The 25698-nt window shown below is 72.4% G+C and carries 16 protein-coding genes; 8 read left to right on the top strand and 8 right to left on the bottom strand.

The genetic code is table 11. The annotated features are described in order from the left end of the window. Positions 1-527 precede the first annotated feature (527 nt). From WMF26_RS29985 to WMF26_RS29975, 3 genes are read right to left on the bottom strand one after another with little or no spacing between them, the layout of a single operon-like run. Entirely contained in the window at positions 528-1547 is a 1020-nt protein-coding gene (locus WMF26_RS29985; protein ID WP_437995490.1) for a sensor histidine kinase, read from the bottom strand. Beyond that, positions 1540-1749: a hypothetical protein gene (locus tag WMF26_RS29980; protein ID WP_437995489.1), complete on the bottom strand. Its 210-nt coding sequence runs from the start codon at positions 1747-1749 to the stop codon at positions 1540-1542. The genes WMF26_RS29985 and WMF26_RS29980 overlap by 8 nt, the downstream gene beginning before the upstream one ends. A gap of 26 nt (positions 1750-1775) precedes the next feature. Beyond that, positions 1776-2780, bottom strand: a complete 1005-nt coding sequence (locus tag WMF26_RS29975; protein ID WP_437995488.1) for a VOC family protein — start codon at positions 2778-2780, stop codon at positions 1776-1778. Positions 2781-3094: 314 nt separating this feature from the next. Here WMF26_RS29975 and WMF26_RS29970 point away from each other — a divergent pair, with 314 nt between their 5' ends. Further along, positions 3095-3778: a hypothetical protein gene (locus tag WMF26_RS29970; protein WP_437995487.1), complete on the top strand. Its 684-nt coding sequence runs from the start codon at positions 3095-3097 to the stop codon at positions 3776-3778. A 111-nt stretch (positions 3779-3889) separates the two neighbouring features. Here WMF26_RS29970 and WMF26_RS29965 read toward each other — a convergent pair whose 3' ends face one another. Together WMF26_RS29965 and WMF26_RS29960 are read right to left on the bottom strand one after the other, a co-directional pair. Then, positions 3890-4450: a pyridoxamine 5'-phosphate oxidase family protein gene (locus WMF26_RS29965; RefSeq protein ID WP_437995486.1), complete on the bottom strand. Its 561-nt coding sequence runs from the start codon at positions 4448-4450 to the stop codon at positions 3890-3892. Between the two features lie 402 nt (positions 4451-4852). Next, entirely contained in the window at positions 4853-5986 is a 1134-nt protein-coding gene (locus tag WMF26_RS29960; protein WP_437995485.1) for a hypothetical protein, read from the bottom strand. A gap of 537 nt (positions 5987-6523) precedes the next feature. Between WMF26_RS29960 and WMF26_RS29955 the strand changes: the two genes are divergently transcribed. The 6 genes from WMF26_RS29955 (at position 6524) to WMF26_RS29930 (ending at position 13613) form a co-directional block, all read left to right on the top strand. Beyond that, a complete protein-coding gene (locus WMF26_RS29955; RefSeq protein WP_437995484.1) occupies positions 6524-6733 on the top strand; it encodes a hypothetical protein in 210 nt (69 codons plus the stop codon). A gap of 131 nt (positions 6734-6864) precedes the next feature. After that, the gene (locus WMF26_RS29950) at positions 6865-8136 is read left to right on the top strand and encodes a hypothetical protein (RefSeq protein ID WP_437995483.1); all 1272 of its coding nucleotides are present in this window, start codon (positions 6865-6867) and stop codon (positions 8134-8136) included. Beyond that, the gene (locus tag WMF26_RS29945) at positions 8133-8678 is read left to right on the top strand and encodes a glycine-rich domain-containing protein (RefSeq protein ID WP_437995482.1); all 546 of its coding nucleotides are present in this window, start codon (positions 8133-8135) and stop codon (positions 8676-8678) included. The genes WMF26_RS29950 and WMF26_RS29945 overlap by 4 nt, the downstream gene beginning before the upstream one ends. After that, positions 8675-9844, top strand: a complete 1170-nt coding sequence (locus WMF26_RS29940) for an MFS transporter (RefSeq protein ID WP_437995481.1) — start codon at positions 8675-8677, stop codon at positions 9842-9844. The genes WMF26_RS29945 and WMF26_RS29940 overlap by 4 nt, the downstream gene beginning before the upstream one ends. A gap of 103 nt (positions 9845-9947) precedes the next feature. Continuing rightward, the gene (locus WMF26_RS29935) at positions 9948-11591 is read left to right on the top strand and encodes a flavin-containing monooxygenase (RefSeq protein WP_437995480.1); all 1644 of its coding nucleotides are present in this window, start codon (positions 9948-9950) and stop codon (positions 11589-11591) included. A gap of 246 nt (positions 11592-11837) precedes the next feature. Then, positions 11838-13613: a protein kinase domain-containing protein gene (locus WMF26_RS29930; RefSeq protein ID WP_437995479.1), complete on the top strand. Its 1776-nt coding sequence runs from the start codon at positions 11838-11840 to the stop codon at positions 13611-13613. A 23-nt stretch (positions 13614-13636) separates the two neighbouring features. Here WMF26_RS29930 and WMF26_RS29925 read toward each other — a convergent pair whose 3' ends face one another. Together WMF26_RS29925 and WMF26_RS29920 are read right to left on the bottom strand one after the other, a co-directional pair. Beyond that, positions 13637-15133 carry a sigma 54-interacting transcriptional regulator gene (locus WMF26_RS29925; protein ID WP_437995478.1) on the bottom strand — a complete coding sequence of 499 codons (1497 nt, stop codon included), beginning with the start codon at positions 15131-15133 and terminating at the stop codon, positions 13637-13639. Positions 15134-15540: 407 nt separating this feature from the next. Then, on the bottom strand, positions 15541-16824 hold the full coding sequence (locus WMF26_RS29920) for a hypothetical protein (protein ID WP_437995477.1): 1284 nt from the start codon (positions 16822-16824) through the stop codon (positions 15541-15543). A gap of 883 nt (positions 16825-17707) precedes the next feature. Here WMF26_RS29920 and WMF26_RS29915 point away from each other — a divergent pair. After that, positions 17708-24004: a pentapeptide repeat-containing protein gene (locus WMF26_RS29915; RefSeq protein ID WP_437995476.1), complete on the top strand. Its 6297-nt coding sequence runs from the start codon at positions 17708-17710 to the stop codon at positions 24002-24004. 218 nt (positions 24005-24222) lie between these two features. Here WMF26_RS29915 and WMF26_RS29910 read toward each other — a convergent pair whose 3' ends face one another. Further along, positions 24223-25128 carry an SDR family NAD(P)-dependent oxidoreductase gene (locus tag WMF26_RS29910; protein WP_437995475.1) on the bottom strand — a complete coding sequence of 302 codons (906 nt, stop codon included), beginning with the start codon at positions 25126-25128 and terminating at the stop codon, positions 24223-24225. Positions 25129-25698: the final 570 nt, after the last annotated feature.

The raw sequence follows: 25698 nt of genomic DNA, 5'->3' as shown, positions 1-25698 counted from the left end.
TCCCACCGCCAAAGCCAGATAAGACGTTCTCAAACTCACGACACACCTCGACGAACACGAGCGGATGCGCTCGGGCAGAAAGTCGACGACCCTGTTCCAGGGTAGCCCGGGCGCCCTTCACACCTCTAGACGAAAATCACTTCATTCTCCCCCACTCGGCCACATCTGCGCGGCGTCCCGTTCTCGGTGGACGCCACGAGAGCTCCGCTGACGATTGACGCGCGTTGCGCGACGCAGCGCCGGGTGGGGGCGGTGCTTCCTTTCTGCTGCTGTGGCACGAGCGACCGTGCGGCATCGCAACCCGGTTCGCGCTTGACATTTGCGCTCCGACCGGAGGTCGCGATCTCGTTGATGTACGAACCAAAGGGGCGCTCGCCTCGATGGTCGCGCCGCGGTCCACGAGCAGCTGCGCCCGGCTCGCCTCGTCGATCGGCCGCGTGCGCTCGATGTTTCCGAGGTACTCGTGGTCGCCGAGCGAGGCGAAGATGCCGAGTCGAGGGACCCGCGTGAAGACGGCGTGAACGCGGTCACCCGGCCGGCGCGAGCGGCAGATCGACCGCGAAGGTGGCGCCCCGCCCCGGGTTCGACGCGGCGCTCACGGCGCCGCCGTGCGCCTCGACGATGGCGCGGACCAGCGCGAGCCCGAGCCCGTTGCCCTGCTCGCGCCCGCGCGTCGTGAAGAAGCGATCGAACACCCGCGGGAGATCTTCCGCCGAGATGCCGGGGCCGGTGTCGGAGACGCGGATCTCGACGCGCCTTCCCTCGACCACGTCGACGCTCGCGTGCACCTTGCCGCCGTCGCCCGAGAACGACGCCGCGCTCTCGAGCAGGTTGCGGAGGACGGACTCGAACCGAGAGGCGACGCCGACGACCCGGGCGCTCGCGGCCCCGGAGACGGTGAAGCGGACCTTGGCGAAGCGCTCGTCGTCGGCCATGGCCACGACGAGCCCCCGCGCGAGCGCCGCGACGTCGACCCGCTCGCGCGCCTCGTGGAGCATCCCGGCCTCGGCGCGGGCGAGCTCCAGGAACTGGCTCACCAGCGTGTCGAGCTGGTGGCTCGACTCCTTGAGCAGCCGCGAGAGCCGGGCGGCCTGCTCGCGCTCGTCCGGCGCCTCGGCGAGCGCGTCGGCGCAGCCGCGGATCGTGGCCACGGGGTCCTTGAACTCGCGCGCGAGGTCCGCGACGAACGCCTCGTTCGCCTTGCGGCGCTCCGCGAGCGCCGCGAGCAGGGCGTTGAACGCCGCGGCCACGTCCTGCATCTCGGCCGGCCCCTGGAGGGGGAGGTCGGCGCTCGGGGTGGGCTCGCGGATCTTCGCGAGCGCGCGCCGGCGGAGCGCCTCGAGCGGGCGGACGAGCCGGCGCGTGAGCCAGAGGGCGAGCAGCAGCGACAGCGGCAGGGTGATCGCGACGAGGCGCGGGAGCTCGATGCGCAGGTACAGGGAGAGGAGCGTGGGCGCGAACAGGGCGGCGACGACGAGCGCCGTCACCCGGAAGCGCAGTGAGCGGAAGAAGGGGAGCGGGCCGCGCCGCGCCCTCCCGTCATCCACGGAAGGCCCGGAATCGGTCGCCGGCGCCGATCACGGTCTCGACGCGATCGGAGGTGGTGTCGACCTGCTCGATCTGGCGGAGGACGGCGAGCGCGGCCGTCCCGTCGGGCGCGGAGAGCGCCGCGTGCCCCGCCTCCTGGAACGCGAGCGCGAGCACCTCGACCAGGGAGGCGTCGTCGTCGACGAGGAGGATGCGTGCCATGCCGCGCTCCCCGATGGTCGCACGGTTCAGTCCGCTTTCACACCCTCGGCCTGCCGGAACACGATCGCGGCGCCGAGCGCCGCCGCGGCGGGGACGAAGAGGTCGCCCGAGGTCGACGCCCTCAGCGGGAAGCCGTTCCCATTCAGGAGCTGCCGCGCGGCGGAGGCGTCGCGCACCGCGACCGTGTAGGCGACGAAGGCCGGGAGCGCCGGGGCTCGCTCGCCCGGCAGGAGCGCCTCCAGATCGGCGTCGGCGACGAGGGTGACGCGGGCGCCGTCGAGATCGAAGACGCGCGCCGGGCCCTCGGCGCGCGCCGCGCGGCCGAGGTACGTCGCGTAGCGGCGCTCGACCTCCGGCAGCGCCGCCCGGTCGACGCAGAGCACGGCGTCGACGAGGTCCACCGCGCCGTTCGGATGATCCATGTGGAGCTGCGCCTCGAGCAGCTCCGCGGGCGGGTTCTCCGCGATCGCGAGCCTCCCCTCCGGCGCGCGGCCCGCCCCGGCGTCCTCCGGAGCGTCGCTGTCGAGCTCGATGAAGCGGAGCGCCTCCACCCGCGGTCCTTGTGCGGTGTCCACCGGCCGCCGGACCGCGCTGACGCCCCCGTGGCGGATGCCCTCCGCGCTCAGCCTGCCGGCCGCGGCGTCGGCGTCGGGGGTCTTGAACACGAGGATGTGCAGGCCCTGGAAGCGCGCGAGGCACGCGGCGATCTTGGCGACGGTGCTGCGGATGGCCTCGGTGAGCCGCGGCAGGTGCTCGGGAGGCGCCTGGATGGGGACGAGCTTGGCGTCGCTCGGGATCCCGCCGGGGTCGTCGTCCCGGACGCAGCTCACGAGCTCGACGAAGTTGCGTCGGAAGTTGGCGTGGGTGTTCGCGGCGCCGAACGGCCTGGGCGGCTCGCCCTCCCTGGGCGACAGCATGGGGTAGGCGGGCGGCGACAGGCGGAAGCCGAGCCGGCGGTAGAGCTCGAGCCCTTCCTTCATGTCGCTCACGACGTGGCCGACGTGGTGCAGGTGATCGATGTCACGACCCATTCAGGTCACCTCCGCCTCCTCGAGCGCTGGGGGGCGAGACCGCCGCAGGAGGCATCGGCGGTACGCCCGGGGAGCCTAGCCGAGGTCGCGGCGGCCCAGGCCGCGATCGCCGAGGCGATCTGTGTCACGGCACATTCGAGCTCACTTGCTGCGGCGCTTTGTGGCACAGATGTGCCAGGAAAAGTGCGCCGAGTAGCGGAACAGGCTCGTTTTGGTGGCCGGCACGACCTGTGATTCATCAGTGCCAGCGGAAGCCATACCTCGCCTACGGCACATTTTTGTCGTCGAGTGCCATCGGCTCCCGGGAGAACACCATGCCTTCTTTCTCGATCTTGAGAGGTTCCTCGCTGCTCGCGTTCCTGGTGAGCGCATTCCTCGTGGCCTGCTCGGGGAATGACGCCGACCCCGGCGGCTCCGGTGCCTCCGGCGGCTCCGGCGGCTCCGGCGGCTCCGGCGGCTCCGGCGGCGACGAGACCGGCGGCGGCGGCGCCGGCGGCGAGGAGAGCTGCGATGCCATGCGCGATGACGAGGCGCTCGAAGAGCCGATCTCGATCGTCGTGACGAACGAGCGGAGCACGCCCGTGTACTATTCCGCGGGCCCATTCGGCTCGATCGATTGGTGGATCGACGGCACGAACCTGCTCGGTTCCAGGATTCCCACCTGCGAGGGTCTGCTCATGGGCGAGCCCGGCGGCCACAATGTCGGGGTGGAGTTCGCGGAGATTGCGCCCGGCGCGTCGGTCACGATCGACTGGCACGGGCGTCTCGCCGAGTCGGCTCCTGTGGTCGCCGGCTGCATCAGCCCGTCGCTCGAAGAAGAGCACGAGACGTGCGACCGCTTCGAGCTCGTCGGCGACGGAGACCACGAGCTGAAGGCCACGGTTTTCCTGGAGCGCGACGAGGAAACGAGGATCGCAACGTCGCCGCTCCCGGTCATCACCGTGCCCTTCACCCTGCCGACCGAGAGCATCGCCGTGACCATCCCGGAAGATCCGTAGTCCCGGCGCTTGGTCGTCCTGTTCCCGGCCACGGGACGGGCCTGGCCAGCGTGCGCGGGGACAGGTCGCCCGCCGGCGAGCGTCGGGCGGGGCCGCGCCGGCTCCGCCGGATCACTCGTCTGCGGGCGGATCGGGCAGGCCTGGCAGGCCGTCGATGCTCGCCGCGTTCTTCTCCCGCCGGTACCGCGAGAGGCCCTCGTTCCCCTTGCGCTCCGCCCATTTCGACAGCGTGTCTCGCTCTCCCTCGTAGGCCATGCGCGGCACGGCGTATCCGCACGACGTGGCGACGCGCTCGAGCGCGACGCGGATCACCGACCGGACGCCCGGGAGCTGCGGAAAGAGGCCCGCGAGCGCGTCGAAGCGCGGATCGCCGGGGAAGACCGGCTCGCCGCAGCCGTACAGGCGCACGATGCGGGGCGGCCCGGAGAACGCACAGAACATCAGCGTGATGCGGCCGTTGTCGCGGAGGTGCGCGACGGTCTCGACGCCGCTGCCGGTGAGGTCGAGGTAGGCCACGGTCCGGGGGTCGAGGACGCGGAAGGTGTCGTGCCCCTTCGGCGACAGGTTGACGTGCCCGCCGCTGCCCGAGGGGGCGGAGGCGACGAAGAAGAGGTGTTGCTCGGCGATGAAGCCGGTGAGGTCGTCGTCCAGCTCGGAGAAGGTCTTTCCCATGGATCCTCGGGGGGACAGGCGCTCGTGGGGGCGCGTCCGTGCGCGGGGTGATCGGAGCCGTGGCGTGCGGTCGGGCCGCGCGAGGCGCCGCTGGAGCGAGGCTGTCGGTCCTGGTGAGAGAGATTCTGACGCAAAGGCGCAAAGGCGCAAAGGCGCAAGGAAAGAGGGTGAGGAGGGGCAAGGAGCTCCGTGCCTGGTTCCCTCCCATGTGAAGCGGACGAGCCTGGTCATGCGGCGCTTGTCTACTCCATCTTGTCTTTTTGCGCCTTTGCGCCTTTGCGCCTTTGCGCCTTTGCGTTGAAATCCGAGCTTCGCGATCGTTCAGGCGATCGCGGGCTCACCTCGTCCCTCATCACCGGTTCGCGCGCCCGCCATCGCGCCGGGAGCCGCGCCGTGCGCCGTTCAGGGGTTCAGATCGCCGCTGTACGAGAAGCCGGTGCCCAGCGGGATCATGATGCGCTGGATGATCGGCAGGTTGACGTGGGCGCGCAGAGCGCCGTTGTCCAGGCCACGCCCCGTGCAGGCGGAGAACGCGACATGGATCGCGCCCTTGCCGGCGGCGTCCTCCACGAGCAACACCGCATCTGCCGGGGGCGGCGCAGGCGGGTGCAGGCACTGCTTGGGATCGACATCGGGGTTGGGCCCGGGCCTCGACGAGTTGAGGGCGATGGCCAGCGCTGCCGCCTCTCGCCCGGACAGGCGCGCGGAGCTCCGCAGCACATCGCCCCTCGGGCCGTAGTAGCAGATGGAGAGCGACGACGGGTCGCGAGGCGCCAGGGCCGAGCGCGCGCCGGGGTGCGCCGCCTTGGGAGGGCGCCTGTCTGGGCAGCCGTTGTGATCGACGCCGACGAGCTGCGCGCTGTCGAGGATCCGGCGGGTGATCTCGGCATCGTGCGTCCGGACCGAGATCAGGATCTGCCGCGACGGGATCCTCAGCCAGCCGAAATGGCGGCCGTCCGCGCCCCGCCCCTCGGTGCGCTCGGCGCTCACGCCGCCGAGCGACACGTCGCGGCGCGTGAACTCCGGGCCCTTCTTCACCTCTTCCGGCGCATCGGCGCCGATCTGCGCGACCCGCTTCGTCGGCTTCTCCGGCGTCAGGCACCCGAGCTGGAGCATCTGTGCCCGTACGACGGTGGGCCTGTCGCTCATGTTGCAGCCGTAGTCGTTGACGGCCCAGTCGGCCGGGACCTCGATCTGCACGCCGAGGGAGCTCTCGAACCGCCACCCCGCGGCGGCCGCCGGCGGCGGCGTCGCGGCCGGCGCGGCGCTGGCCGTGGGCGCGGCGCCGGCGGTGGGCGCGGCGCCGGCGCTCGCCGCGGCGCTGGCGACGGGCGCGGCGCTGGCGACCGGCCTGGCCTCGACAGCGGCCGTCCCTGACCGGTCCGGAGCGGCGCGCGCGCAGCCCGCGGCCCCCAGCCCGAGCGCGCCGGCCGCGAGCACCCCCGTCAGGGCCCATGCGGCCTCGCGCCACCGCCGGACCGGGCGCCGCTGCCGCGGCGGCGCGTCGATGTTGCCCCCGCCGGCTCCGGTCCACACGCGCGCGCTCGTTTCGCTGTCTCGATCTGCGTTGGCCATCGCTGTCCCTCACCGTTCGCGCGGCGGAGCGGAGCCGCCGCATCCCCCACCTACGCACGCGCTCCTGCATCGATCTACACGAAAACCGGAGCCCGTGCCGTTCGTCCGGCAGCCTGAACGGTCCGTGCCGGGTCGGCCGACGAGATAGGGGAGCGCTCCCCGGACGAATCGGTGCATCTGCCATGACGCCATCCGGGTGTGATCGCAGACGCCCGCGCCGCAATCGTATCGTGTCGGTTGAATGGCGCGCTCGCTGCGTGATGCGTCGGGATAGCTGCGCTGCCCATGGGTCGCCCCTCTCGATCGATGTCCGGACAACGCGATCCGGCCCCGGGCTGCGCTCCTTGACCCTCTTTCCTGGACCCATATAGTCAGCTGGACGGTCGGGCTGCACACAATCCGTGTCTGCCGTGCCGTCGAGCACGCGACCGCGGCAGCGCGCGGGTCGTGGACGTGTGCGCTGTTCACGCATCAACCATCACGATCTAGGAGGCTCGAATGGAACACCTGATTCGGCAGATCGCCCAGGACCGTCTCTGGAACCAGTGGGTCGCGGCCAACTCGGCCGGGGAAGCGACCCTCGACGCCGGCTGCATCTCGAAGAAGGCGGGCTGTATCTCGAAGAAGGCCGGCTGCATCTCGAAGAAGGCCGGCTGCATCTCGAAGAAGGCGGGCTGTATCTCGAAGAAGGCCGGCTGCATCAGCTGACAGGGCCACCCGGGCGGCGAGCGAGGCGGAGCGCCATCGCATCTGCGGGCTTCTGCCTCGCTCGCGGCCGCCCGGACCCTGGGGAACAACGCTTCTCGACGGCCCGCCCGGCCGTCTCCCGGAGTCGACCGATGGACGCCCAACGACAGACGCTCGCCGCGATGATCGAAGAGGTCAGGGACATCCCCATCTACCGCGCGTCCATCGAGGCGGGCTCGTTCCCGATCCTCGAGAAGCCGGAGATCGCCAGGGGCTTCCCGGACAACTGGATGACCCCGAGGCTCGCCGCGGCGCTCGAGGCCGGCGAGGCGGAGCTCGTGCTCTCGACCGGGACCAACCACGCGCGGATGCAGATCATCCGCCCGCCCTTCTTCCTGCTCAAGTCCTATTACCGGCTGTGGAGCGAGCACCCCGACATCGCCGTCACCTGGCAGCAGGGCTGCCAGCGCCTCTCGCTCACCACCGTGCTGGCGACCGAGCACGTGGCGCGGCTCAGCGCGAAGCGGCGCGGCGCCACGGCGCCGGCGCACCCGAGCCTCGAGGAGCGCCGGCTCGACGAGCGGACGCTCTACCTCAACCTGCGGCTCGACCCGGCGCTCTGGGAGCGCAGCGACGTGGAGCGCATGCTGGGCGAGATGACCGCCGTCCAAACGGCGCATCCGCGAGGCTTGTACCACCTCGACTGCGACGGCTACCACCTCGCTCACCTCGTGCAAAAGGCCCTCTCTTCGGGCGCGTGGCAGCGCTTCCCGAGGCCGGCCAGCATCGTCCACGCCTACGAGTACACGCCGAGGAACGTGCGGCGGTTCCTCCAGCAGCGCTTCGAATGCCCCATCATCGACCTGTTCGGCAGCACCGAGCTCGGATATCTGTATTACAGCGATCGTCACGGGCGATATTGGCCCTACCTCGACGAGATGCACCTCGAGCTGATCCCGGTCGAGGACGGCAGCGCGATCTACAGCCTCATCGTGTCGAGCGTGCGCAACCCCCACATGCCGCTGATCCGCTATCGCTCGGGCGACTGCGCCGAGACGGTCGACGGCTCGCCCGACCCGCTCCGCATCCGGCGGTTCTGCGGGCGCGAGCGCGAGCTGCTGCGGCTCGGGCGCGGCGGCCTGCTCTCCCAGGCCCACCTCGACGACTGGATCGCCGCGTCCGCGCCGTCCATCTTCGTCTACCAGCTCCGCCCGAGCGGCCCGCACGAGGCGCGGCTCCTGTACACCACGTTCGACGGCAGGCCCATCGGGGCGGCCGCGGCGCGCGCGCTGCGACAGGCGATCTCGGACGGCGCCGCGCTCGACTGCGCTCCCGAGCACCGCGAGCACATCGCGATCGGCAAGTCCGGGAAATACGCATGGCTGGTGCACGAGACCGAGGCCGCGGAGCGAGGTGGCGTATGAAGACGGAACAACCCAGGGTGACGGCCGCCGCGATGAAGGCGTTGCTCGACGACGCGTTCTTCTCCGGGGTCGTGCGGCACTTCGCGCGGACCACCGGCGAGGAGCCCGCGTACGTCGAGCGCCAGGTCATCGAGTGCCTGAGGTACCTGTACCTGGTGTCGCGCTACCCGGAGCGGCTGGCCGGGCTGTTCCTGCCCGTGGAGCAGGCGATCGACGAGGTCTGGCACTACCTGATCTTGCAGACGCGGGAGTACCGCGAGCTCTGCGAGGAGCGCCTGCCGGGGCGCTTCTTCATCCATCACCGCAGCTTGCCGTACGAGGATTACCAGGAGACGCAGCCCAGCCGGGAGCAGGCGCTCGAGGAGGCGCTGCGCTGGCTGCCGCTCTACCGCGCGGAGTTCGGCCCCTTCGACGAGGGCGCGCTGCCCCACTGGACGATGGTGCGTTTCCTGAGCGAGCGCCTCGGCCTGTCCCTGGGCGCCATCGCGGCGCTGGATGCGGAAGGCGAGCCCGCGCGGCCCGGCGCGGAGCGCTCCCGTTGATCCGCCGCGCGCTCGCCGCCGCGCCGGCCGCGTCCGTCAACACGGCGGTCCTGCTGCTGTGCCAGGTCGCCGGGATCGCCGGCGTGGTCTCGATCCAGTTCGTCGGCAGCGTGGTGGGCGAGCGGCTCGCGGGGGACATGCGGCTCGCGACCGTGCCGGTGGCCGTGCTGGTGCTGTCCTCGGCGCTGGGCACCTGGCCGGCGAGCCAGCTGATGCGGCGCTTCGGGCGCCGGCCCTGCTTCATCGCCGCGGCGCTCCTGTCCGCCGGCTGCCTCGCGCTCGCCGCGCGCGGGGTGGAGACCTCGGACTTCGCGCTGTTCTGCACGGCGGTCCTCGGCGTCGGGCTGCACGGCGCCTTCGTGCAGCAGTATCGCTTCGCGATCCTCGAAGGGCAGCCGAGCGGTCGCGCGCCGCGCCTGCTGACGATGATCCAGCTCGCCAGCGCGGCGGGCATCGTCCCCGGCATCTCGCTCTTCGGCCTGCTGGAGGGGCGGACGTCCAGCACCATGCCGACTACCCTGCTGATCCTGGCGGCGCTCCAGGCGATCTCGGCGCTCTCGTTCGCGGCGTACCGGCCGCAAGAGGCGCTCGCCGCCGGGGCCTCCGCCGCGCCCGACGCGCGCGCGCGCGCCCTGTACTGGCCGATGGTCGCCATGGGCGCAGGCGCCTTCCTGGTGATGAGCCTGATCATGGTGCCGACGCCCTTGCAGATGTGCGGCGTCGAGCAGCGCTCGGTCAAGGAGGCGAGCTGGGTGATCGAGGTGCACCTCCTGAGCATGTACCTGCCGTCGCTCTCGGTCGGCGCCTTGCTCAAGCGGATGTCGATCGCGGCGCTCCAGGGCGTCGGGCTCGGGTTCCTGCTCGTGGGCTTCATGCTCAGCTGGATTCCGGGGTTCGAAGGGCACCTGGTCGGCCTTTCGTTGGTCGGGATCGGGTGGTGTTACGTGTTCGTGACCGCGACGACCCTGGTCGCGCGCAGCCGCTCGGGCGCCGAGCGCTTTCGCGCGCAGGGCGTCAATGATCTGTGCGTGTTTGCCGGAAGCGGCGCGGCCTCGCTCTCGTCCGGAGCGCTCCTGCCGACGCTGGGGTGGAGCGGCCTGTTGCACCTCGGCGTGCTGCTGGTCGTGAGCTTGATGGCGCTCGCCTGGAACGTCCACCGGGCCTGAAGGCCATCGCCGCGGGCGGCGCCGCGCCGCACGCATCATCGCAAACGCCGCGCGGGGCGAGCCGCGCCGCGCGCACATCCGTGTCCGGAGGGAGGCGAACATCATGTCCGAGGTGCAGTCGAATCGTTCGGTGGGCGGCGCGGCGCCGGTGGGCCGCTTCGATGCGGTCGTGGTCGGCGCCGGGTTCGCGGGGCTGTACATGCTTTACCGCCTGCGCCAGCTCGGCCTCTCGGCGCGGGTCTACGAGGCGGGCAGCGGGGTGGGCGGCACGTGGTTCTGGAACCGCTACCCGGGCGCGCGCTGCGATATCCCCAGCATGGACTACTCCTATTCGTTCTCGCCCGAGCTCCAGCAAGCGTGGAAGTGGACCGAGCGCTACGCCACCCAGCCGGAGATCCTGCGCTATCTCGAGCACGTCGCGGACAGGTTCGAGCTCCGCCGGGACATCCAGCTCGGGACGCGCGTGACCGCGGCGACCTTCGACGAGGGGACGGGCCGGTGGCTCGTCCGGACCGGCGACGGCGCGAGCGTGTCCGCCGGGTTCCTGATCATGGCCACGGGCTGCTTGTCCGCGGCGAAGACGCCCGATCTCCCCGGGATCGAGCGCTTCCAGGGCGCGCGGTACCACACGAGCCGCTGGCCGCACGGAGGCGTCGACCTCCGCGGCAAGCGCGTCGGCGTCCTCGGCACCGGCTCGTCCGGCGTCCAGGTCATCCCCATCATCGCCGAGCAGGCGGCCCGGCTCTTCGTGTTCCAGCGGACCCCCTGCTTCAGCGTGCCGGCGCGCAACGCGCCCCTGGATCCGGCCTACGAAGCGTGGATGAAGGCGAACTACGCCGAGTACCGGCGCAAGGCCCGCGAGACGCGCGCCGGGGTCGTCATGGAGGTCAACCCGAAGTCCGCGCTGGAGGTGTCGCCCGAGGAGCGGGAGCGCGCGTACAGCGCGCGATGGGAGCAGGGCGGCACGTCCTTCCTCGTCACGTTCTCGGACGTGATGCGCTCCCGCGAGGCCAACGAGACGGCCGCCGAGTTCGTCCGGTCCCAGATCCGCGCGACGGTCCGCGACCCCGCGGTCGCCGAGGCGCTGTGCCCGCGAGAATACCCGCTCGGCACCCGGCGCCTCTGCGTCGATACCCGCTATTACGAGACGTTCAATCGAGACAACGTCACCCTGGTCGACCTGAACGCGTCGCCGATCGAGGAGATCACCGAGCGGGGGCTCCGGACGCGGAGCGCGGAGCACGCGCTGGATTGCCTCGTGTTCGCGACGGGCTTCGACGCGATGACGGGCGCCCTGACCCGCATCGACCTCCGGGGCAGGGGCGGCGCGTCGCTGAAGCAGGTGTGGGCCGACGGCCCGCGCACGTACCTCGGCCTCGCCGTCGCCGGATTCCCGAACCTGTTCACCATCACCGGCCCGGGCAGCCCGTCGGTGTTCAGCAACGCGATCGTCTCCATCGAGCAGCACGTGGAGTGGATCGCCGACTGCCTCGCGTACCTGCGCGCGCGCGGCCTCGACCGCATCGAGGCCACCGCCGAGGCGGAGGACCGGTGGGTCGCGCACGTCAAGGAGGTGGCCGACGGCACGCTCTATCCCCTGGCCCATTCCTGGTACATCGGGGCCAACATCCCCGGCAAGCCGCGCGTCCTCATGCCGTATGCCGGCGGCGTCGGGGCCTACAGGAAGCGGTGCGAGGAGGTCGCGGCCCAGGGGTACGCGGGGTTCGCGCTGGCGAAGACGGGGTGAACGGCGGCGGCGTGGGCTCGGCGGAGCCCCGGCCACGGGTGCGCCGCCTGCAAACGAGCAGGAAATCAACGGGTGAAAGCACCCCTCCTGCTGGGCTCACGAGAAAGTGAACGTCGCGCGAGCGCCGCGCACCGGAGCCGCCACGACCGGGCGCTCCCCCGCATGAGCCTGGCATCGAAAATGCAAGCGCTGCCACCGACCCGGGCTCGAGCCAGGGCCCAACGCGCCTGATTGGACATGCTTCTCGTGGACGCTACGACGATGAACGGCAGGTACACCCTTGGCCGGCTGATCGGCAAAGGGGGGATGGGGGCCGTTTACGAGGCCGATGACGTCGCGCTGCAGCGCCGCGTCGCCGTGAAGGTCCTCTCCCCGGAGCTCGCCCGCGGCCGGTCCGCCCTGGGCCGGTTCGAGCGCGAGGCGCGGGCCGCGAGCGCCATCCGGACCGAGCACATCGTCCGCGTGCTCGACGCCGGCGTGGATCGGGCGACGGGCTCGCCGTTCCTGGTCATGGAGCTCCTCCGCGGCGAGGACCTCGCGCACCTCCTCGATCGCCTCGGCCCGCTGCCCCCCCGGCTCGCGCTCCGGATCGTGGCCCAGGCGTGCGTCGGCCTGCAGAGGGCGCACGAAGCCGGGGTCGTGCACCGGGACATCAAGCCGGCCAACCTGTTCCTCGCGCGGCGCGAGGGGGGCGGCGGGCTCGTCGTCAAGCTGCTCGACTTCGGCGTCGCGAAGATCCGGCCAGCCCACGATCCTCGCCGGGATACCACGGGGCTCACGTGGTCCGGACACGTGCTCGGGACGCCGCGCTACATGTCCCCCGAGCAGGCGCGGGGCATCAAGGACATCGATCATCGGACCGACCTCTGGTCGCTCGGGGTCGTGCTCTACCGCGCGCTGGCCGGTCGAACGCCGACCGAGGACGTCAAGTCGGTCGGCGAGCTCATCACCGCCCTGGTCGCCGACCTGCCCGCGCCGGTCCAGGACTTCGCGCCGTGGGTCCCGCCCGAGGTCGCCGCGGTCATCGACGGCGCGCTCCAGTACCAGCCGGCCGACCGGTATCCGAGCGCCTCCGCGATGCGCGACGCCCTCCTGCCGCTGCTCGGCGAGGACCCTCTCTCGCTGGACGAGAGCCTGCTCGTCCCCCTGGCGCCGTCCGAGCGCCTCACGGTCGCCCCGCGGTTCGAGCCGCGGGTGAGGGCGCGCGCCCCCCGGCGGCCGATGAGGGGCGCGGGCGGCGCGCAGCGGTGGAGGGACCTCCCGCTGGACAGCGGGACCGCGACCCCGGACGAGCGGACGCTCAGCCGGGACTACGGCGCCCTCGGCGAACCGACGCTCAGCCGGGACTACGGCGCCCTCGGCGAGCGGACGCCCGGCCGGGACCACGGCGCCCTCGGCGAGCGGACGCCCGGCCTGGACCGCGGCACGCACGGCGAGCGGACGCTCGGTCGGGACCACCGCGTCGACGAGCGACCGGGGCGACCGCCGAGCGAGCCCGCGCGGCCGCCGCACCGGGACCGGACCCCGTTGCGGCTCTCCGCGTTCGCGCTGCTCGCCGCGGGCCTCGGCGGGGCCGCGATGCCCTGGCCGGCCGACGCGCCCGGCGCGGCGCCCGCCGGGGTGCTGCGCGCGATCCACGGCGCGCTGGAGGCGCCCTCGGTCGAGCGCCCGGCGCCCTCGCCGATGCCCGAGGCGTCCCCGTCCGCGCGCCGGATCGGGCGGGCGATCGCCCCCGGGGAGGCCCTGGCGGAGATCGACGGGGCGCCCGCGGCGCGGAACGACGGCATGGCGGCGCTGCCCGGGATCCCGGGGGAGGTCCGCGACGTCCTGGAGGGCGATGGGGAGACCGAGGTCATCGTCGCCGACGCCGGCGCCGCCGCGGCGAAGCGGAAGCAGGTGTCGCGCCGGGCTTCCGGGAGCCCGGCGCGGAAACCTCGTCCCGCGGCAGCGAGCGCGGCGCCTGCCGCGGCGCTGCCCCCCGCGGGCGCGAGCGACCCGCTCCTCCCCCAGCGCTTCGAATAGCCGGCGTCGACCGCCGCGTCGGGTCAGCGGAAGTCGTCGACGTTCATGTTGTACCGCCGGATCCACCGGTGCACCTGCGCGCGATCCCTCCCGAGCTCGCGCGCCACCGCGGCGACGTTGCCCCGCTGCTGCACCAGGAGCTCCCGCAGCGCCTTCTCGTCCGGGCAGGCCCGCGGGGGCAGCGTCCCCCTCGGCGCGTCGGCGCCCTCGCGGGCCGAGGGCGCCGCCTCGTCCTCCGGGGCCAGCGTGGCGCGGGCCTCGTCCGCGGGCGGCGGCTGCGACGCCGAGCTCCGGGCGCCGTAGCTCCGCATCCGGTCCCGGATCTCGTCGCTGAGGTCCTCGACGTCGAGCTCGGCGCTGCGCGCCCTGGCGGCCCAGCGCTTGATGAGCGCCTCGAGCTCCCGCACGTTGTAGGGGAAATCGTGGTGGAGCAGGCCCGCCATGAACGCCATGCCGGGGCGCGCCTCGGGCCGACCGTGGCGCCTCGCGAGCGCGACGCACAGCGAGAAGATGTCTTCCTTGCGCTCGCGCAGGGGGGGCAGCGTGATGCTGAGCTCGTTCAGGCGAGCGAACAGGTCGGCGCGGAAGGCGCCCGTCTGCTGGAGCGCGTCGAGGTCGCGGTGGGTGGCGGCGACGATCCGCACGTCGACCTGCTCGGGCTGCGACGCGCCGAGCGGCATGACCTCCTTCGACTGGATCACCCGGAGGAGCTTCGCCTGGGCTTCGAGCGGCATATCCCCGATCTCGTCGAGCAGGAGCGTGCCCTGGTGGGCCGCGCGGAGGATGCCCACCCGGTCGCGGTCGGCGCCCGAGAAGGCGCCGCGCCGGTGTCCGAAGAGCTCCCCCTCGATGAGCGCGGCGGGGATCGCCGCGCAGTTGACGACATGGAGCGGCCCGCGCCTGCCGCTCCAATCGTGGAGCTGCTCGGCGAAGATCTCCTTTCCGGTCCCGCTCTCGCCGAGGATCAGCACCGACAGCTCGCTGCGCGCGATCTCGCGCAGGCTCCCGGCGAGGCGCTGGCTCTGGTAGCCGCCGACGATCCGGCTCGTCGAGGCGCGCGGCCGGGGCTGCGCCGGCGCGTCCGGATCGTCGAGATAGGCGCCGTCGATGCGGTAGTGCGCGTAGCTCTCGGCGTCGCTCTCGACGAACTTGAAGATGGCGTCGCCGATCCGGATCTCGTCGAGGTGCGCGAGGACGGCCTCGGCGACGAACTCGCCGTTATGCAGCGTGCCGTTGCGGCCGCCGAGATCGACGAGCCGCCAGACGCCCCCGCGCCGCTCGATGCGGGCGTGCTGGCGCGACGCGGTGCGCGTCGGTACGCAGATGTCCGCGCTCGGATCGCGGCCGAGGACGGAGCCCGACTCGGGCAGGGCGTACGCCGGGCGAAACTGCTCGTAATTGGGCGCATAGAGCAGCACGATGCCCGCCCCCGAGCCCACGGGTCCGGCGACCGGCGTGCAAATTTGCATCGAGGCTGTGGTGCCGAGGCTCTTCGTCGACGGCCAGCGTTCGCCGGGCATTGCGTGGACGATGCTACCAAACCTCCTCCGCGCGCGCGTGCTTTGTTCCGTCCGGATCACGCGCTCACAGCGTCGTTCCTGTGCGACACCGCGGCAGGTTCTCATTCCGGGTGCAACCCCGCGAATGCGCACCGAAGCTCTCCGAGGCGGGCTGAGCTGCGACGCTGCCCCGGAATGGCAAGGTGCGGGGATCGGCGCGCGCCGGGGAGCGACCGAGCCGGCGAACGCCTCGACGGCGCCGGTAGGACGACGTTCTCCCCGGCGAGCAGCCTGCCGAGCGCGAGCAGGGTCCCTGCGCCCGAGGGGCGCGGCGAGCGCGGGCCGCGCAGGCCGTGGCCGTCAGGCGCGACCCAGACCGCGGCGCCGAGGCGGCGCGCGGCTCGCCGCCTCGGCCCCACGACGCCGCGCTACGGCGTGAACTCGGCCTTGCGCAGGGGAGTGCCCACGCTGCCCGCGGTGTAGAACACGAACAGGCCGCCGCCGCCCCTGATGACCGCCGGGCCGCCCACGCCGCTGCCGGCCGTCACCGCGCCGGAGCACGTGTTCCCGCTGTTTGCGCCGTCGACCTTGATCGCGCTCCAGGAGGAGCCGCTGAGCCAAGCCGCGCGGAGCGTATGGTTGGTCTCGTCGGTATAGAAGACGTAGGGCGCTCTCCAGTCGAGGATGTTCTCGCCATAGCTGATGGCATCGATACCATAGCCGAGGTCACCGCTGGTCGCGCCGCTCGCGATGCCGCCGGTGCCGTCGATAACGCTGAACGTGAAGGTGGTCCCGTCAAAATCGGCGACGCGCAGGTTCTTCTGGGTCTCGTTGATATAGAAGACCTTGAGGTCGAGGGTGCCCAGCGGACTGCCGTACGTCGTGACCGCGATGTCCCCGCCGACGTGATCCGTCGTCCGACCGTTGGCGCCTCCGTCGCCGTCGAGCACGGAGAGGCTCCAGCCCGTGCCGTTCGTGGTGACGGCCTGGCGGACGTTCGTACCGGTGTTGCCAAATGAGCGGTAAAAGACCCGCAGCTTCCCGTCATGGACGACGGGCCTGGCGTTGCTGATCCCGCCGATGTTGTCGATGAGCTGGTAGCTCCAGGTCGAACCGTCATAGACGGCGGCGCGGAGCACCCGATCGCTGGCCGCGAAGCCGACCGTCGTGTAGAAGATGAAGAGCTTGTCGTTGAAGACGACCGCGGCGGGTTGGAAGCCCATGTCTCCGAAGACATTCTCGCCGTTCCCGTCGACGTCGATGTGGGTCCATGCGCCGGTGTTGCTGGTCTTGTACGCGACCCTCAGACCCCCGGTGAAGCGGTCCACATAAGGGAAGTAGAAGGTGCTGCCGTAGGTCACCGCTTTTCCTATCGAGTTGAGTCCGGCATGCTGGCCGGGCAGCGCCGGGTCGCCCGCGAGGGTCAGATGGCTCCACACCGTCTGATTGGTGTCCGTCGTGTTCGCCACGCGCAGCGGAGTGATGCCCTGCTGCTGCCAGAAGCTGTAAAATACGTGAGGCCTGCCGCTGTACGACGCAGCCTGCATGCTCCCATCCACGGAGTTGTTGACGAAGGTGCTGCATGTCCATCCCGCGCTCGCTTCGCCCGCCCCCGCCGCGAGCGCGAGCGCGCCGCTCAGCGCAGCCGCGCCGGTAGCGATGAGACGATGGGTCGTACGCTCGATCCGAGAAGTCAACGAAGACATGTTCATTGTATCCTTTCGTGCTGGCGCGAAGAAACGCCTCCGATGCGTGAGAACGCATCGGAGGCGCGCTCGCCAAGGCTGCACAGCTCGTCGCTCGCGCCGCTAAGGCAGCGAGCGTGCCATCGTCGCGCCCACGCGCCGGCCCTTGCGATGGCGGATGAAATGCCGCCGAAGTCCGTCGCTCTCGATGCGGCGCAGGGCTGCGGAGATTTATTGCCCCGGGTGACAAGCGGCTCAGCGACCGTAACTTGTCGCCGTGAGCGTGCCTGGCACGGCGACGCGCGTGCCATGGCACAGTGAAGTCGTGCCATGTGACACCGAGCCGGCTTGCCCACGCCGGGTGCCGCTCGTGCTCGCGTGAAGGCGGGCCCGCGCGAGAGGGCGCGCTGGCGAGGCTGCGCGGCCGGTCAGAGCATCCTCGTGGGTCGATGTCCCGGCGAGCGACCTCCGGGCGCCGGGCGGGCGGCCGATCGCGGCGTCAGCGCCGGCGCCTAGGCACCCAGCGGGCGCCGCGCCCCGCAGCGGGCCAACGTTGGCCCGAGGACGGCAACGTTGGCCCCCGCGCCGGGCCGCCGCCGCGCCCCGCACCGGGCCGACGTTGGCCCCAGGACGGCCACGTCGGCCGCCCCGCGCCGCCCACGCGCCCCGCGCCGCACCCACGCCGGCGCCCTCTCCGGAGCCTATTGCAGGGCCCCACGCTTTGGCCGCACCATGCGTGGTGTGGCCTGGGGAGAGGCACGGCGCGGCGCAGCGCAGCCCTGCCCGGCATCGCGGGGGGTAAGGCAATCTTGTTGATCTCGGCGACGACGGTCCCTTCGAGGAGCTCCGTGACCACCTCGTCCCTCCACGGCCGCGCGCCCGCGCCGGCCGGGCGCCTCGTCGCGGGATCATGACCGCCTCCACCCCGCCGCTCCCGGCCTCGATGGCCCCGTTTCTCGGCAGCTTCCGCGAGGTCCTCCGCGTCCTTCAGCGCACCCCCGGCTTCGTCCTGCTCCCCGTCGAGATCCCCGGCCCCGACGTGGCCTGCGCCCTCGGCGACTTCCTCACCCGCGAGGGGCGCCGCGCGCTGATCATCGAGCCGCGCCGCGACGAGGCCACCTGGAAGGACCTCGTCACCGCCCTCTACAAGGCGGAGCCCGAGCCGCGCGGCGTCGTCGTCCTCGTCGGCTCCGACCCCCCGCCGGCGGCCGCGCGCGAGGGCCTCCGCCTCCTCAACCAGCACCAGCGGCACGACACGCTGTCGAGCCGCCTCGGCTGCCCCCTGCTCTGGTGCGGCCCGCCGGCCTTCCTCGCCCTCTGCCGCGAGGAGGCGCCCGACTTCTGGGCCATCCGCACCCCCGAGATCCGCCTCGCCGACGAGCCCTCGCCCGGCGCCCCCGAGCCGCGCGCCCTGGAGATGGCCGCCCACCGCCCAGGCGGCGCCGCCTGCTCGCTGCGCGCCGCGCCGCACGGCGCGGCCGAGCCCGCGGCGGAGCTGCTCCTCCGTCAGGCCACCGCCGAGCGGCGCCGTGGCCACGCCGTCGCCGCGGCGGCGACCCTCGGCGCCCTGCTCGCGCGGCCCGGCGCCGCGCCGCCCCTGCGCCTGCGCGCCCAGCTCGAGATGGCCGGCCTGCTCGAGGACGGCGGCGACCTCGCGGCCGCCGAGGCGAGCTACCGCGAGGCGCTCGCGCTCGCGCGCCAGGTCGAGGACCGCGAGGCCGAGGCCCGCGCCCTGATCGGCGCCTTCGGGATCGCCGCGCGCACCGGCCGCGCCGCCGAGGCCGAGGCGCCGCTCGCCGAGGCGCGCGCCATCGCCGAGCGGCTCGGCGACCGCGCCCTCGAGGCGTCCGCCGTGGCCGCCCAGGCGCTCGCCGCGACCGGCCGGCACGACGCCCAGAAGGGCCGCGAGCGCATCTCGGAGGCCAAGGCCCTCTACGCCGCGGACCCGCAGAAGGACGCGGCCCCCGGCGGGGGCCCGGGCGCCGAGCGGGACGTCGGGCACGTGGACGTGCTCGTCGTCACGGCGCAGAAGGACGAGCTCGACGCGGTCCTCGCCGAGGGCGCCGCCGGCGACGGCGAGGCCGGCGACCGGGGGTGGCGCGAGCTCCGGGACCTCGGCGGCCTCCGCTACTACCGGCGCACGCTCCCGAGCGCGCGCGGCGGCCTGCTCGTCGTGGCCGCCGCGTGGATCGGCGCGGCGGGGCAGCGCACCGCCGTCATCCGCGGCCAGCACCTGCTCGCCGAGCTCGATCCCGCCTGCCTCGCGATGTGCGGCGCCTGCGCCGGCGATCCGAGGAAGGTGTCGCCGGGCGACGTGATCGTCGCCGACCAGCTCTACAGCTTCGACCACGGCAAGCGGGGCGCGCCGCCGGGCGGCGAGGCCGGGCTCTTCCACGACCTCTGCACCTTCAACCTCCAGGCCGCGTGGAAGATGGACGCCGCTTACCTCGCGCGCGAGCTCGACCTCTCGGCGCTCTCCCGCGCGCGCCCGCCCTCCCGGGCGGCCGCGCGGCGCTGGCTCCTGCACGCGCTGTACGCGCACGAGGCCGAAGGCGGGCCGACGCCCGTGGCGCACCCGGATCGGCGGCGCGCCTGCCCGGGGTGGACCGCGCGGCTCAAGGAGGCCCTCGAGGACGGCCTCGTCTCGATGAAGGGCGGCGCCCTCGCCCTCACCGCCGCGGGGCGCGAGAAGGTGCTCGAGGAGCGGCTGCTCTACCCCGACGCGCTGCCGGCCGATCCGCCGCTCCGCGTGCACGTCGGCGCGATCGCCAGCTTCTCGGCGGCGCTCGACGACCCGGACATCTGGGACCGGCTCCAGCGGGTCGTGCCGGGCACGCTCGGCCTCCTGGCCGGGGGCGCGGCCCTCGGCGACCTCGCGGCGCGCTTCCAGCGGCGCTCGATCCTCATGCGGGCGGTGGCCGACCCCGCCGGGCGCGACGGGCGCGACGGTGAAGACGGCCTGCGCGCCTTCGCCTGCCGCGCCTCGGCGGCCGCGCTGCTCGCCTTTTTGCAGCAGCACCTCGCGCCCGAGCCGCGGATCGAGCGCGCCTCCGCGCCGGACCTGCGCGAGCCGGCCGAGGACGGCGAGCGCCCCCAAGGCGAGCGGGAGCCCGTGTTCGACGACCGGCGGGACAGCTTCCTCGACCGCGTCGAGCGCGTGGCGCTCCTGCGCGATCCCGGCGCGACCGTGACCAGGCACCGCGCGCCGCCGCCGTTCGCGGGCGCGCTCGAGATCGCGGTGCCGGACGGCCGGCGCGTCGACGTCCGCGTGATCGGCGTCCTGGACGGGTCGATCACCGAGGAGCTCGTCACGCGGTACGTCACCGAGGTCGAGCACCGCTTCCGGCAGCGGGACCCGTACCTGCGCTCCACGCTCGTCCACACCGACCCGCCGGCGCCGCCCGATCTCGCCCGGAGCGCGGCGCGCCGCGGCGTCGTGCTGAAGAGCTTCTCCGAGGTCCAGGGGCTCATCGACTTCGGCCGCTACCTCGCGTGGCAGACCGAGCGCGTCGAGGCCGACCCGTCGTACCCGCCGTGGCTCTACGTCGAGCAGCCGGCGGTGGTGAGCCTCGGCGATCGCGAGAAGAGCGCGACCGAGAGCGCGGTCGACGCGCTCTGGAAGCTGCTCGACGCGCCCCACCGCCGCTTCGCGCTGGTGCTCGGCGACTTCGGCGCCGGCAAGACGTTCCTCCTGCGCGAGCTCGCCCGGCGGATGGCGCGGGACCGGCACCCGCTCGTGCCGGTGCTCATCGAGCTCGGCCGCATCGAGAAGCAGCGCTCGCTCGACTCGCTCCTCGCGCAGCACTTCGCCCTCGCGAACGAGCCGGTCGATCTGCGGGCCTTCCGGTACATGCTCGCCGAGGGGCGGATCGCGCTCCTCTTCGACGGCTTCGACGAGCTCGCCCTGCGGCTCACCTACGACCGCGCGCTCGAGCACTTCGACACCGTGGTCCAGGCGGCGGAGGGGATCGCCAAGGTCGTCGTGACCAGCCGGACGCAGCATTTCCTCACCGATCCGCCGATCAAGCGGGAGCTCGCCCGGCGGGCCGAGCAGCTGCAGGGCTACCGCCTGGTGCAGCTCCAGGGGTTCGGGGAGAAGCAGATCCGCCGATTCCTCGGCAACCTGAGCCCGGAGCCCGCCGAGGCCGAGGCGCGCTACCGGCTGCTCCACGAGGTCAAGGACCTGCTCGGGCTGTCCGAGAACCCGCGCATGCTGGGGTTCATCGCGAAGATCGAGCCGGACAAGCTGCGGCAGGCGAAGGCGCGGACCGGGACGATCACGGCGGCGAAGCTGTACGAGGTGCTGGTCGAGCAGTGGCTCGATCACGAGCACGCGCGCGCGAACCCGCCGGGCGCGCCGCGGGGCATCCCGCGCGACGCGCTGCGGGCGGCGATGACGGCGGTTTCGCGGCTGCTCTGGGAGCGGAGCGCGCGGTCGGTCGGGCTCGGCGAGCTGCCGGAGAGCCTGATCCGGGGCGCGCAGCCGGCCGACGCGCCGCCGCTCGAGCGGGGGATCGTCGAGCACCTGCTCGGCTCGGGCTCGCTGCTCGTGCGGGACGCGGAGGGGTCGTTCTCGTTCGTGCACCGCTCGGCGCTGGAGTGGCTGGTGGCCGAGGCGGCGGCGCGCGAGGTGAAGGAGACGGGCGACAGCGCGGCGCTCGGGGCCGACGAGATGAGCGAGCTCATGGTCGACTTCTTCGTGTCCCTCGCGGGGCGCGGGGCGGCGGCGGCGTGGGCGCAGCGGATCCTCCGCGGGGCGGCCGAGGGGAACGCCAAGGACAACGCGCTGCGCGTCGCGCGCTGGCTGGCCAAGGACGACGGGGCGCGGGAGGACGGGGACGGGGCCGAGCGCGACGTGGCCGGCGTCAACCTGGCGGGGCAGGACCTGAGCGGGTGCAACCTCGCCTGCGCCGACCTGAGGAAGGCCGATCTCACGCAGGCGAACCTCTGGAGCGCCACGCTCGTCGAGGCCCGGCTCGCCGGCGCGTCGCTCGGCGGGGCGCAGCTCTCGAGGGCGGATCTCACCGGCGCCGACCTCGCCGGCGCGGATCTGCGGGGCGCGGATCTCTCGTTCGCGCGGCTGGTCGGCGCGGATCTGCGGGGCGCGGATCTCGCGGGCGCGCAGCTGCGCGGCGCGAAGCTCGTCGGCGCGCGGGGGGTGCCTGCCGCGCCGCTGTCGGCGGACGGCGCGGCGCCGCCCCGGCCGCGCGAGGCCGACGCGATGTGGGCGCCGGTCTCGCCGTGCAACGCGGTGGCGTGGAGCCGGCTCGGCGATCTCCTGGCGGCGGGCCACGAGGACGGCTCGGTGCGGCTCTGGGACGCGGTGACCGGGCAGCCGATCCGGGCGATGCACGGGCACCTCGGCGCGGCGATGAGCGTGGCGTTCAGCCCGGATGGGCTCTGGCTCGCGTCGGGCTCGTCGGACAACACGGTGCGCCTCTGGGAGGTCCGGACCGGCCGCGCGGTGCGCGCGTTCGAGGGGCACACGCTCGGGGTGCGCAGCGTCGCGTGGAGCCCGGACAGCCAGACGCTCGCGTCGGGCTCGTCGGACAAGACGGTGCGCCTCTGGGAGGCCGGGACGGGCCGCGTGCTGCGCACGTTCAAGGGGCACACGCTCGGGGTGCGCAGCGTGGCGTTCAGCCCGGATGGGCAGACGCTCGCGTCGGGCTCGTCGGACAAGACGGTGCGCCTGTGGCGGGTCCGGAGCGGCCACGCGCTGCGCACCTTCGAGGGGCACACCGACTGGATCCTCGCCGTGGCGTGGAGCCCGGACGGCCAGGCGCTCGCGTCGGGCTCGTCGGATCGGACGGCGCGGCTGTGGGACGCGGGGGGCGGCCGCGCGCTGCGCACGTTCGTGGGCCACACCGACTGGGTGTTCGGGGTCGCCTGGAGCGCCGACGGCCGCACGCTGGCGTCGGGGTCGCTGGACCGGACGGTGCGGCTCTGGGAGGTCGGGACCGGCCGCGCGATCCGCAGGTTCGAGGGCCACAGGAAGGGGGTGTGCAGCGTGGCGTTCAGCCCGAGCGGCCAGACGCTGGCGTCGGGCTCGCGCGACAAGACGGTGCGGCTCTGGGAGGTCGCCCGGGGTCATGCGCTGCGCAGCTTCGAGGGCCACACCGACTGGGTGCTCGGGGTGGCGTGCAGCCCGGATGGTCAGTCGCTGGCGTCGGGGTCGGACGACAAGACGGTGCGGCTCTGGGAGGTCGGGAGCGGCCGGGCGATCCGCACTTTCAAGGGGCACACGCTCGGGGTGCGCAGCGTGGCGTTCGGCCCGGATGGGGTGACGCTGGCGTCGGGCTCGGACGACAAGACGGTGCGGCTCTGGGAGGTCGCCCGGGGCCGGCTCCTGCGCTCGTTCGAGGGGCACGCGCAGGCGATCCGCAGCGTGGCGTTCAGCCCGGATGGCGAGATGCTGGCGTCGGGGTCGGACGACCGGACGGTGCGGCTCTGGGAGGTCGTGAGCGGCGGCGCGGTCCGCACGCTCGAGGGCCACGCGCACCGGGTGTGCAGCGTCGCGTGGAGCCCGGCAGGCCTGACATTGGCGTCAGGGTCGGACGACCGGACGCTGCGCCTGTGGGAGGTGGGCCGCAGCCGGGCGATCCGCACATTCGAGGGGCACACGGACGGGATCCGCGGGGTGGCGTTCAGTCCGGATGGATTCCTGCTCGCGTCGGGGTCGGACGACCGGACGGTGCGGCTCTGGGACGTGGGGAGCGGCCGTGCCCTGGGCTGCCTGGAGGGGCACACGCGCGGGGTGCGCGGGGTCGCGTTCAACCCGGCCAGCCAGATGCTCGCGTCGGGGTCGTCGGACAAGACGGTGCGGCTCTGGGACGTGAAGCGGGGCCGCGTCCTGCGCACCCTGGAGGGCCACAAGGCGTCGGTGCAGGGGATCGCCTTCAGCCCCGACGGCGCGCGCCTCGCGTCGGCGTCCGCCGACGGCACCCTGCGCCTCTGGGACGTGGGCACGGGCGGGTGTCTCGCGATCTTGCTGCCCTGTCCCGAGGGCTGGGCGGCGTTCAGCCCCGACGGCCGTTACAAGCTCGGCGGCGACATCGGCGGGTCGTTCTGGCACGTCATCGGCCTGTGCCGCTTCGAGCCGGGCGAGCTGGATCCGTACCTGCCGAGCCCGTTGCGCATCCCGAGCGAGGCGCCGCTCGTCGCGCACCCGCGGCCGGTGGCGCTGCCCGCGAACGGGGCGGGGCGGTAGGGCGGGGGACGGCGCGCCGCGCGCGTGCCCGACGCATCGCTCACGCCTGCGAGGGCCCGGACGCACGAGCCCCCTCGGCAAGACCAAGGGGGCCGCGGCTGACGCTCTTGTTGGGCAGCGTCAGGGAAGTCGCGTGCCAAGCTATCGCGTCATCCCCTGCACGTCCCTAGCGGCGGGTTGCCGATATCGCGCGCCAGCACCCGCAATTGCGCTCGCCCTCAAGCTTTTGTGCGCAAACGATTGACCAGCAAATCATCCTGAATGATTTTGTCTTTGATTTGCGTCAACTCGTCAACGTCCCAGTTGCAGCTCAAGTATCGGCCCTTGGCCCAGTCAGCCTTGCCGGAGCAGAGCCAAACAGCGAACCCGGCTGCCAAATCAGGTTCGTCGATAAGGCCGGCGTGAATCTCCTTGGGCATGTTCTTTGCGAGCGCGGTGGAGACGCCTCCTGGATGGATGGCAAAGCATTTGATGCCCTCCTCGCCATGATCAACGTCGACGAACTCGCAAAGACGGTTGATCGCGTGCTTGGATGTCTGATAGTCCGACGCCGCAGGCGTCACCAGTTGAGCGCCGATGGAGGAGACGAGGATCAGATGGCCGCCTGTCGATCCTGCGGCAAAATGCTTCCTGGCCGACTGGATGAGATAGGGGATGGCAAATCGAATCACGTGGTATGTGCCTTTAAGGTTGACTTCCCATGTCTTCCACCAGCTGGCTGTGTCGGATTCGCCAATCTTCTTCCACTGGTCGAGATAACCGGCATTCGAGTCGACCGCATCGATGCCGCCAAATTTGGCCACGCAATCCATGATGGACGCCTTGACCTGCTCTTCATCTGTTACGTCGCAGGTCGAATACTCGCACTGCGTCTCTGGATTCGCCTCGCTCACTCGTCTTTTTGTTGCCTCGAGCCCCTTTTCTGACCTCGCGGTGATATAGATCGCTTTGGCGCTCGCGTGAGCGAAAGCCACCGCGGTAGCCTGACCAATACCCTGTGATGCACCGGTGATAAAAATGACTTTGCCCGATGCGCTGCCGCTCAATGTGGTCTTGGGATCGATGGCAGGGTATAGCGAGTGATGCGCCTTGATATCGAGAGACTGTGTTCGAATAGAAGACATGAGACTCCTTGCGTTCCTTGTGCTGCTATACTGTTTGAGGGTCTATGCGATCCCTGTCGTGCGGAGCGCCGAGCCCGGGCGACGATAGCGCGAAGACGATCCGTCCGTACTCGAGAGCACGGAACGCGGAGCGTGTCAACGCGAAGGAGACGCGTCGTTCCGCTTGTGCTTGAGCGCCTCGTCGCGTCCGCTGGAGCGAGCTGTGGCTGGCCTCGACCGAGCCGGTGCCGCAGCGGCGCCGAGTCCCTTGTCGCTTGTCGAGCGAGCGCTGCCGGAGCGGTCGCCGCCGCCTCCGCGATGGCGCCGCCACCCCTGAGCTCGATCTCTCCTCGGCGCGTGGGCAAATCAAGCCGGAGCGCAGCGCGAGGAAGTTTAGCGCGGCAGAGCGAAAAGCGAGACCAGTCAAGCGCCTTTTGCGGGTTCTTCTCGGCGGCGAGGACCACCGAGCCAACGGCGTTCAGCGCCGGCGACAGCGCGGCCTGGTTCTTTGCCCGCTCTTCGGCCGCGAGCGCGCGGCGGTAATGCTCGCCGCGCCGGCTTCCTGGGCGCGCTCGAGGACCTGAGGCCTGT

Origin of the sequence: Sorangium sp. So ce185 (genome assembly GCF_051526825.1) — a bacterium.
Classification (GTDB): Bacteria; Myxococcota_A; Polyangia; order Polyangiales; family Polyangiaceae; genus Sorangium; species Sorangium cellulosum_D.
Note: the sequence above shows the minus strand (reverse complement) of the source record. Positions and strands in the feature narration are given on the sequence as shown.

What these genes read in the sequence shown, in the direction of transcription:
- WMF26_RS29980 (WP_437995489.1), bottom strand. Translation starts at nt 1,749, where the DNA reads ATGGCACGCATCCTCCTCGTCGACGACGACGCCTCCCTGGTCGAGGTG.
- WMF26_RS29975 (WP_437995488.1), bottom strand. Translation starts at nt 2,780, where the DNA reads ATGGGTCGTGACATCGATCACCTGCACCACGTCGGCCACGTCGTGAGC.
- WMF26_RS29970 (WP_437995487.1), top strand. Translation starts at nt 3,095, where the DNA reads ATGCCTTCTTTCTCGATCTTGAGAGGTTCCTCGCTGCTCGCGTTCCTG.
- WMF26_RS29965 (WP_437995486.1), bottom strand. Translation starts at nt 4,450, where the DNA reads ATGGGAAAGACCTTCTCCGAGCTGGACGACGACCTCACCGGCTTCATC.
- WMF26_RS29955 (WP_437995484.1), top strand. Translation starts at nt 6,524, where the DNA reads ATGGAACACCTGATTCGGCAGATCGCCCAGGACCGTCTCTGGAACCAG.
- WMF26_RS29950 (WP_437995483.1), top strand. Translation starts at nt 6,865, where the DNA reads ATGGACGCCCAACGACAGACGCTCGCCGCGATGATCGAAGAGGTCAGG.
- WMF26_RS29945 (WP_437995482.1), top strand. Translation starts at nt 8,133, where the DNA reads ATGAAGACGGAACAACCCAGGGTGACGGCCGCCGCGATGAAGGCGTTG.
- WMF26_RS29935 (WP_437995480.1), top strand. Translation starts at nt 9,948, where the DNA reads ATGTCCGAGGTGCAGTCGAATCGTTCGGTGGGCGGCGCGGCGCCGGTG.
- WMF26_RS29925 (WP_437995478.1), bottom strand. Translation starts at nt 15,133, where the DNA reads ATGCCCGGCGAACGCTGGCCGTCGACGAAGAGCCTCGGCACCACAGCC.
- WMF26_RS29920 (WP_437995477.1), bottom strand. Translation starts at nt 16,824, where the DNA reads ATGAACATGTCTTCGTTGACTTCTCGGATCGAGCGTACGACCCATCGT.
- WMF26_RS29915 (WP_437995476.1), top strand. Translation starts at nt 17,708, where the DNA reads ATGACCGCCTCCACCCCGCCGCTCCCGGCCTCGATGGCCCCGTTTCTC.
- WMF26_RS29910 (WP_437995475.1), bottom strand. Translation starts at nt 25,128, where the DNA reads ATGTCTTCTATTCGAACACAGTCTCTCGATATCAAGGCGCATCACTCG.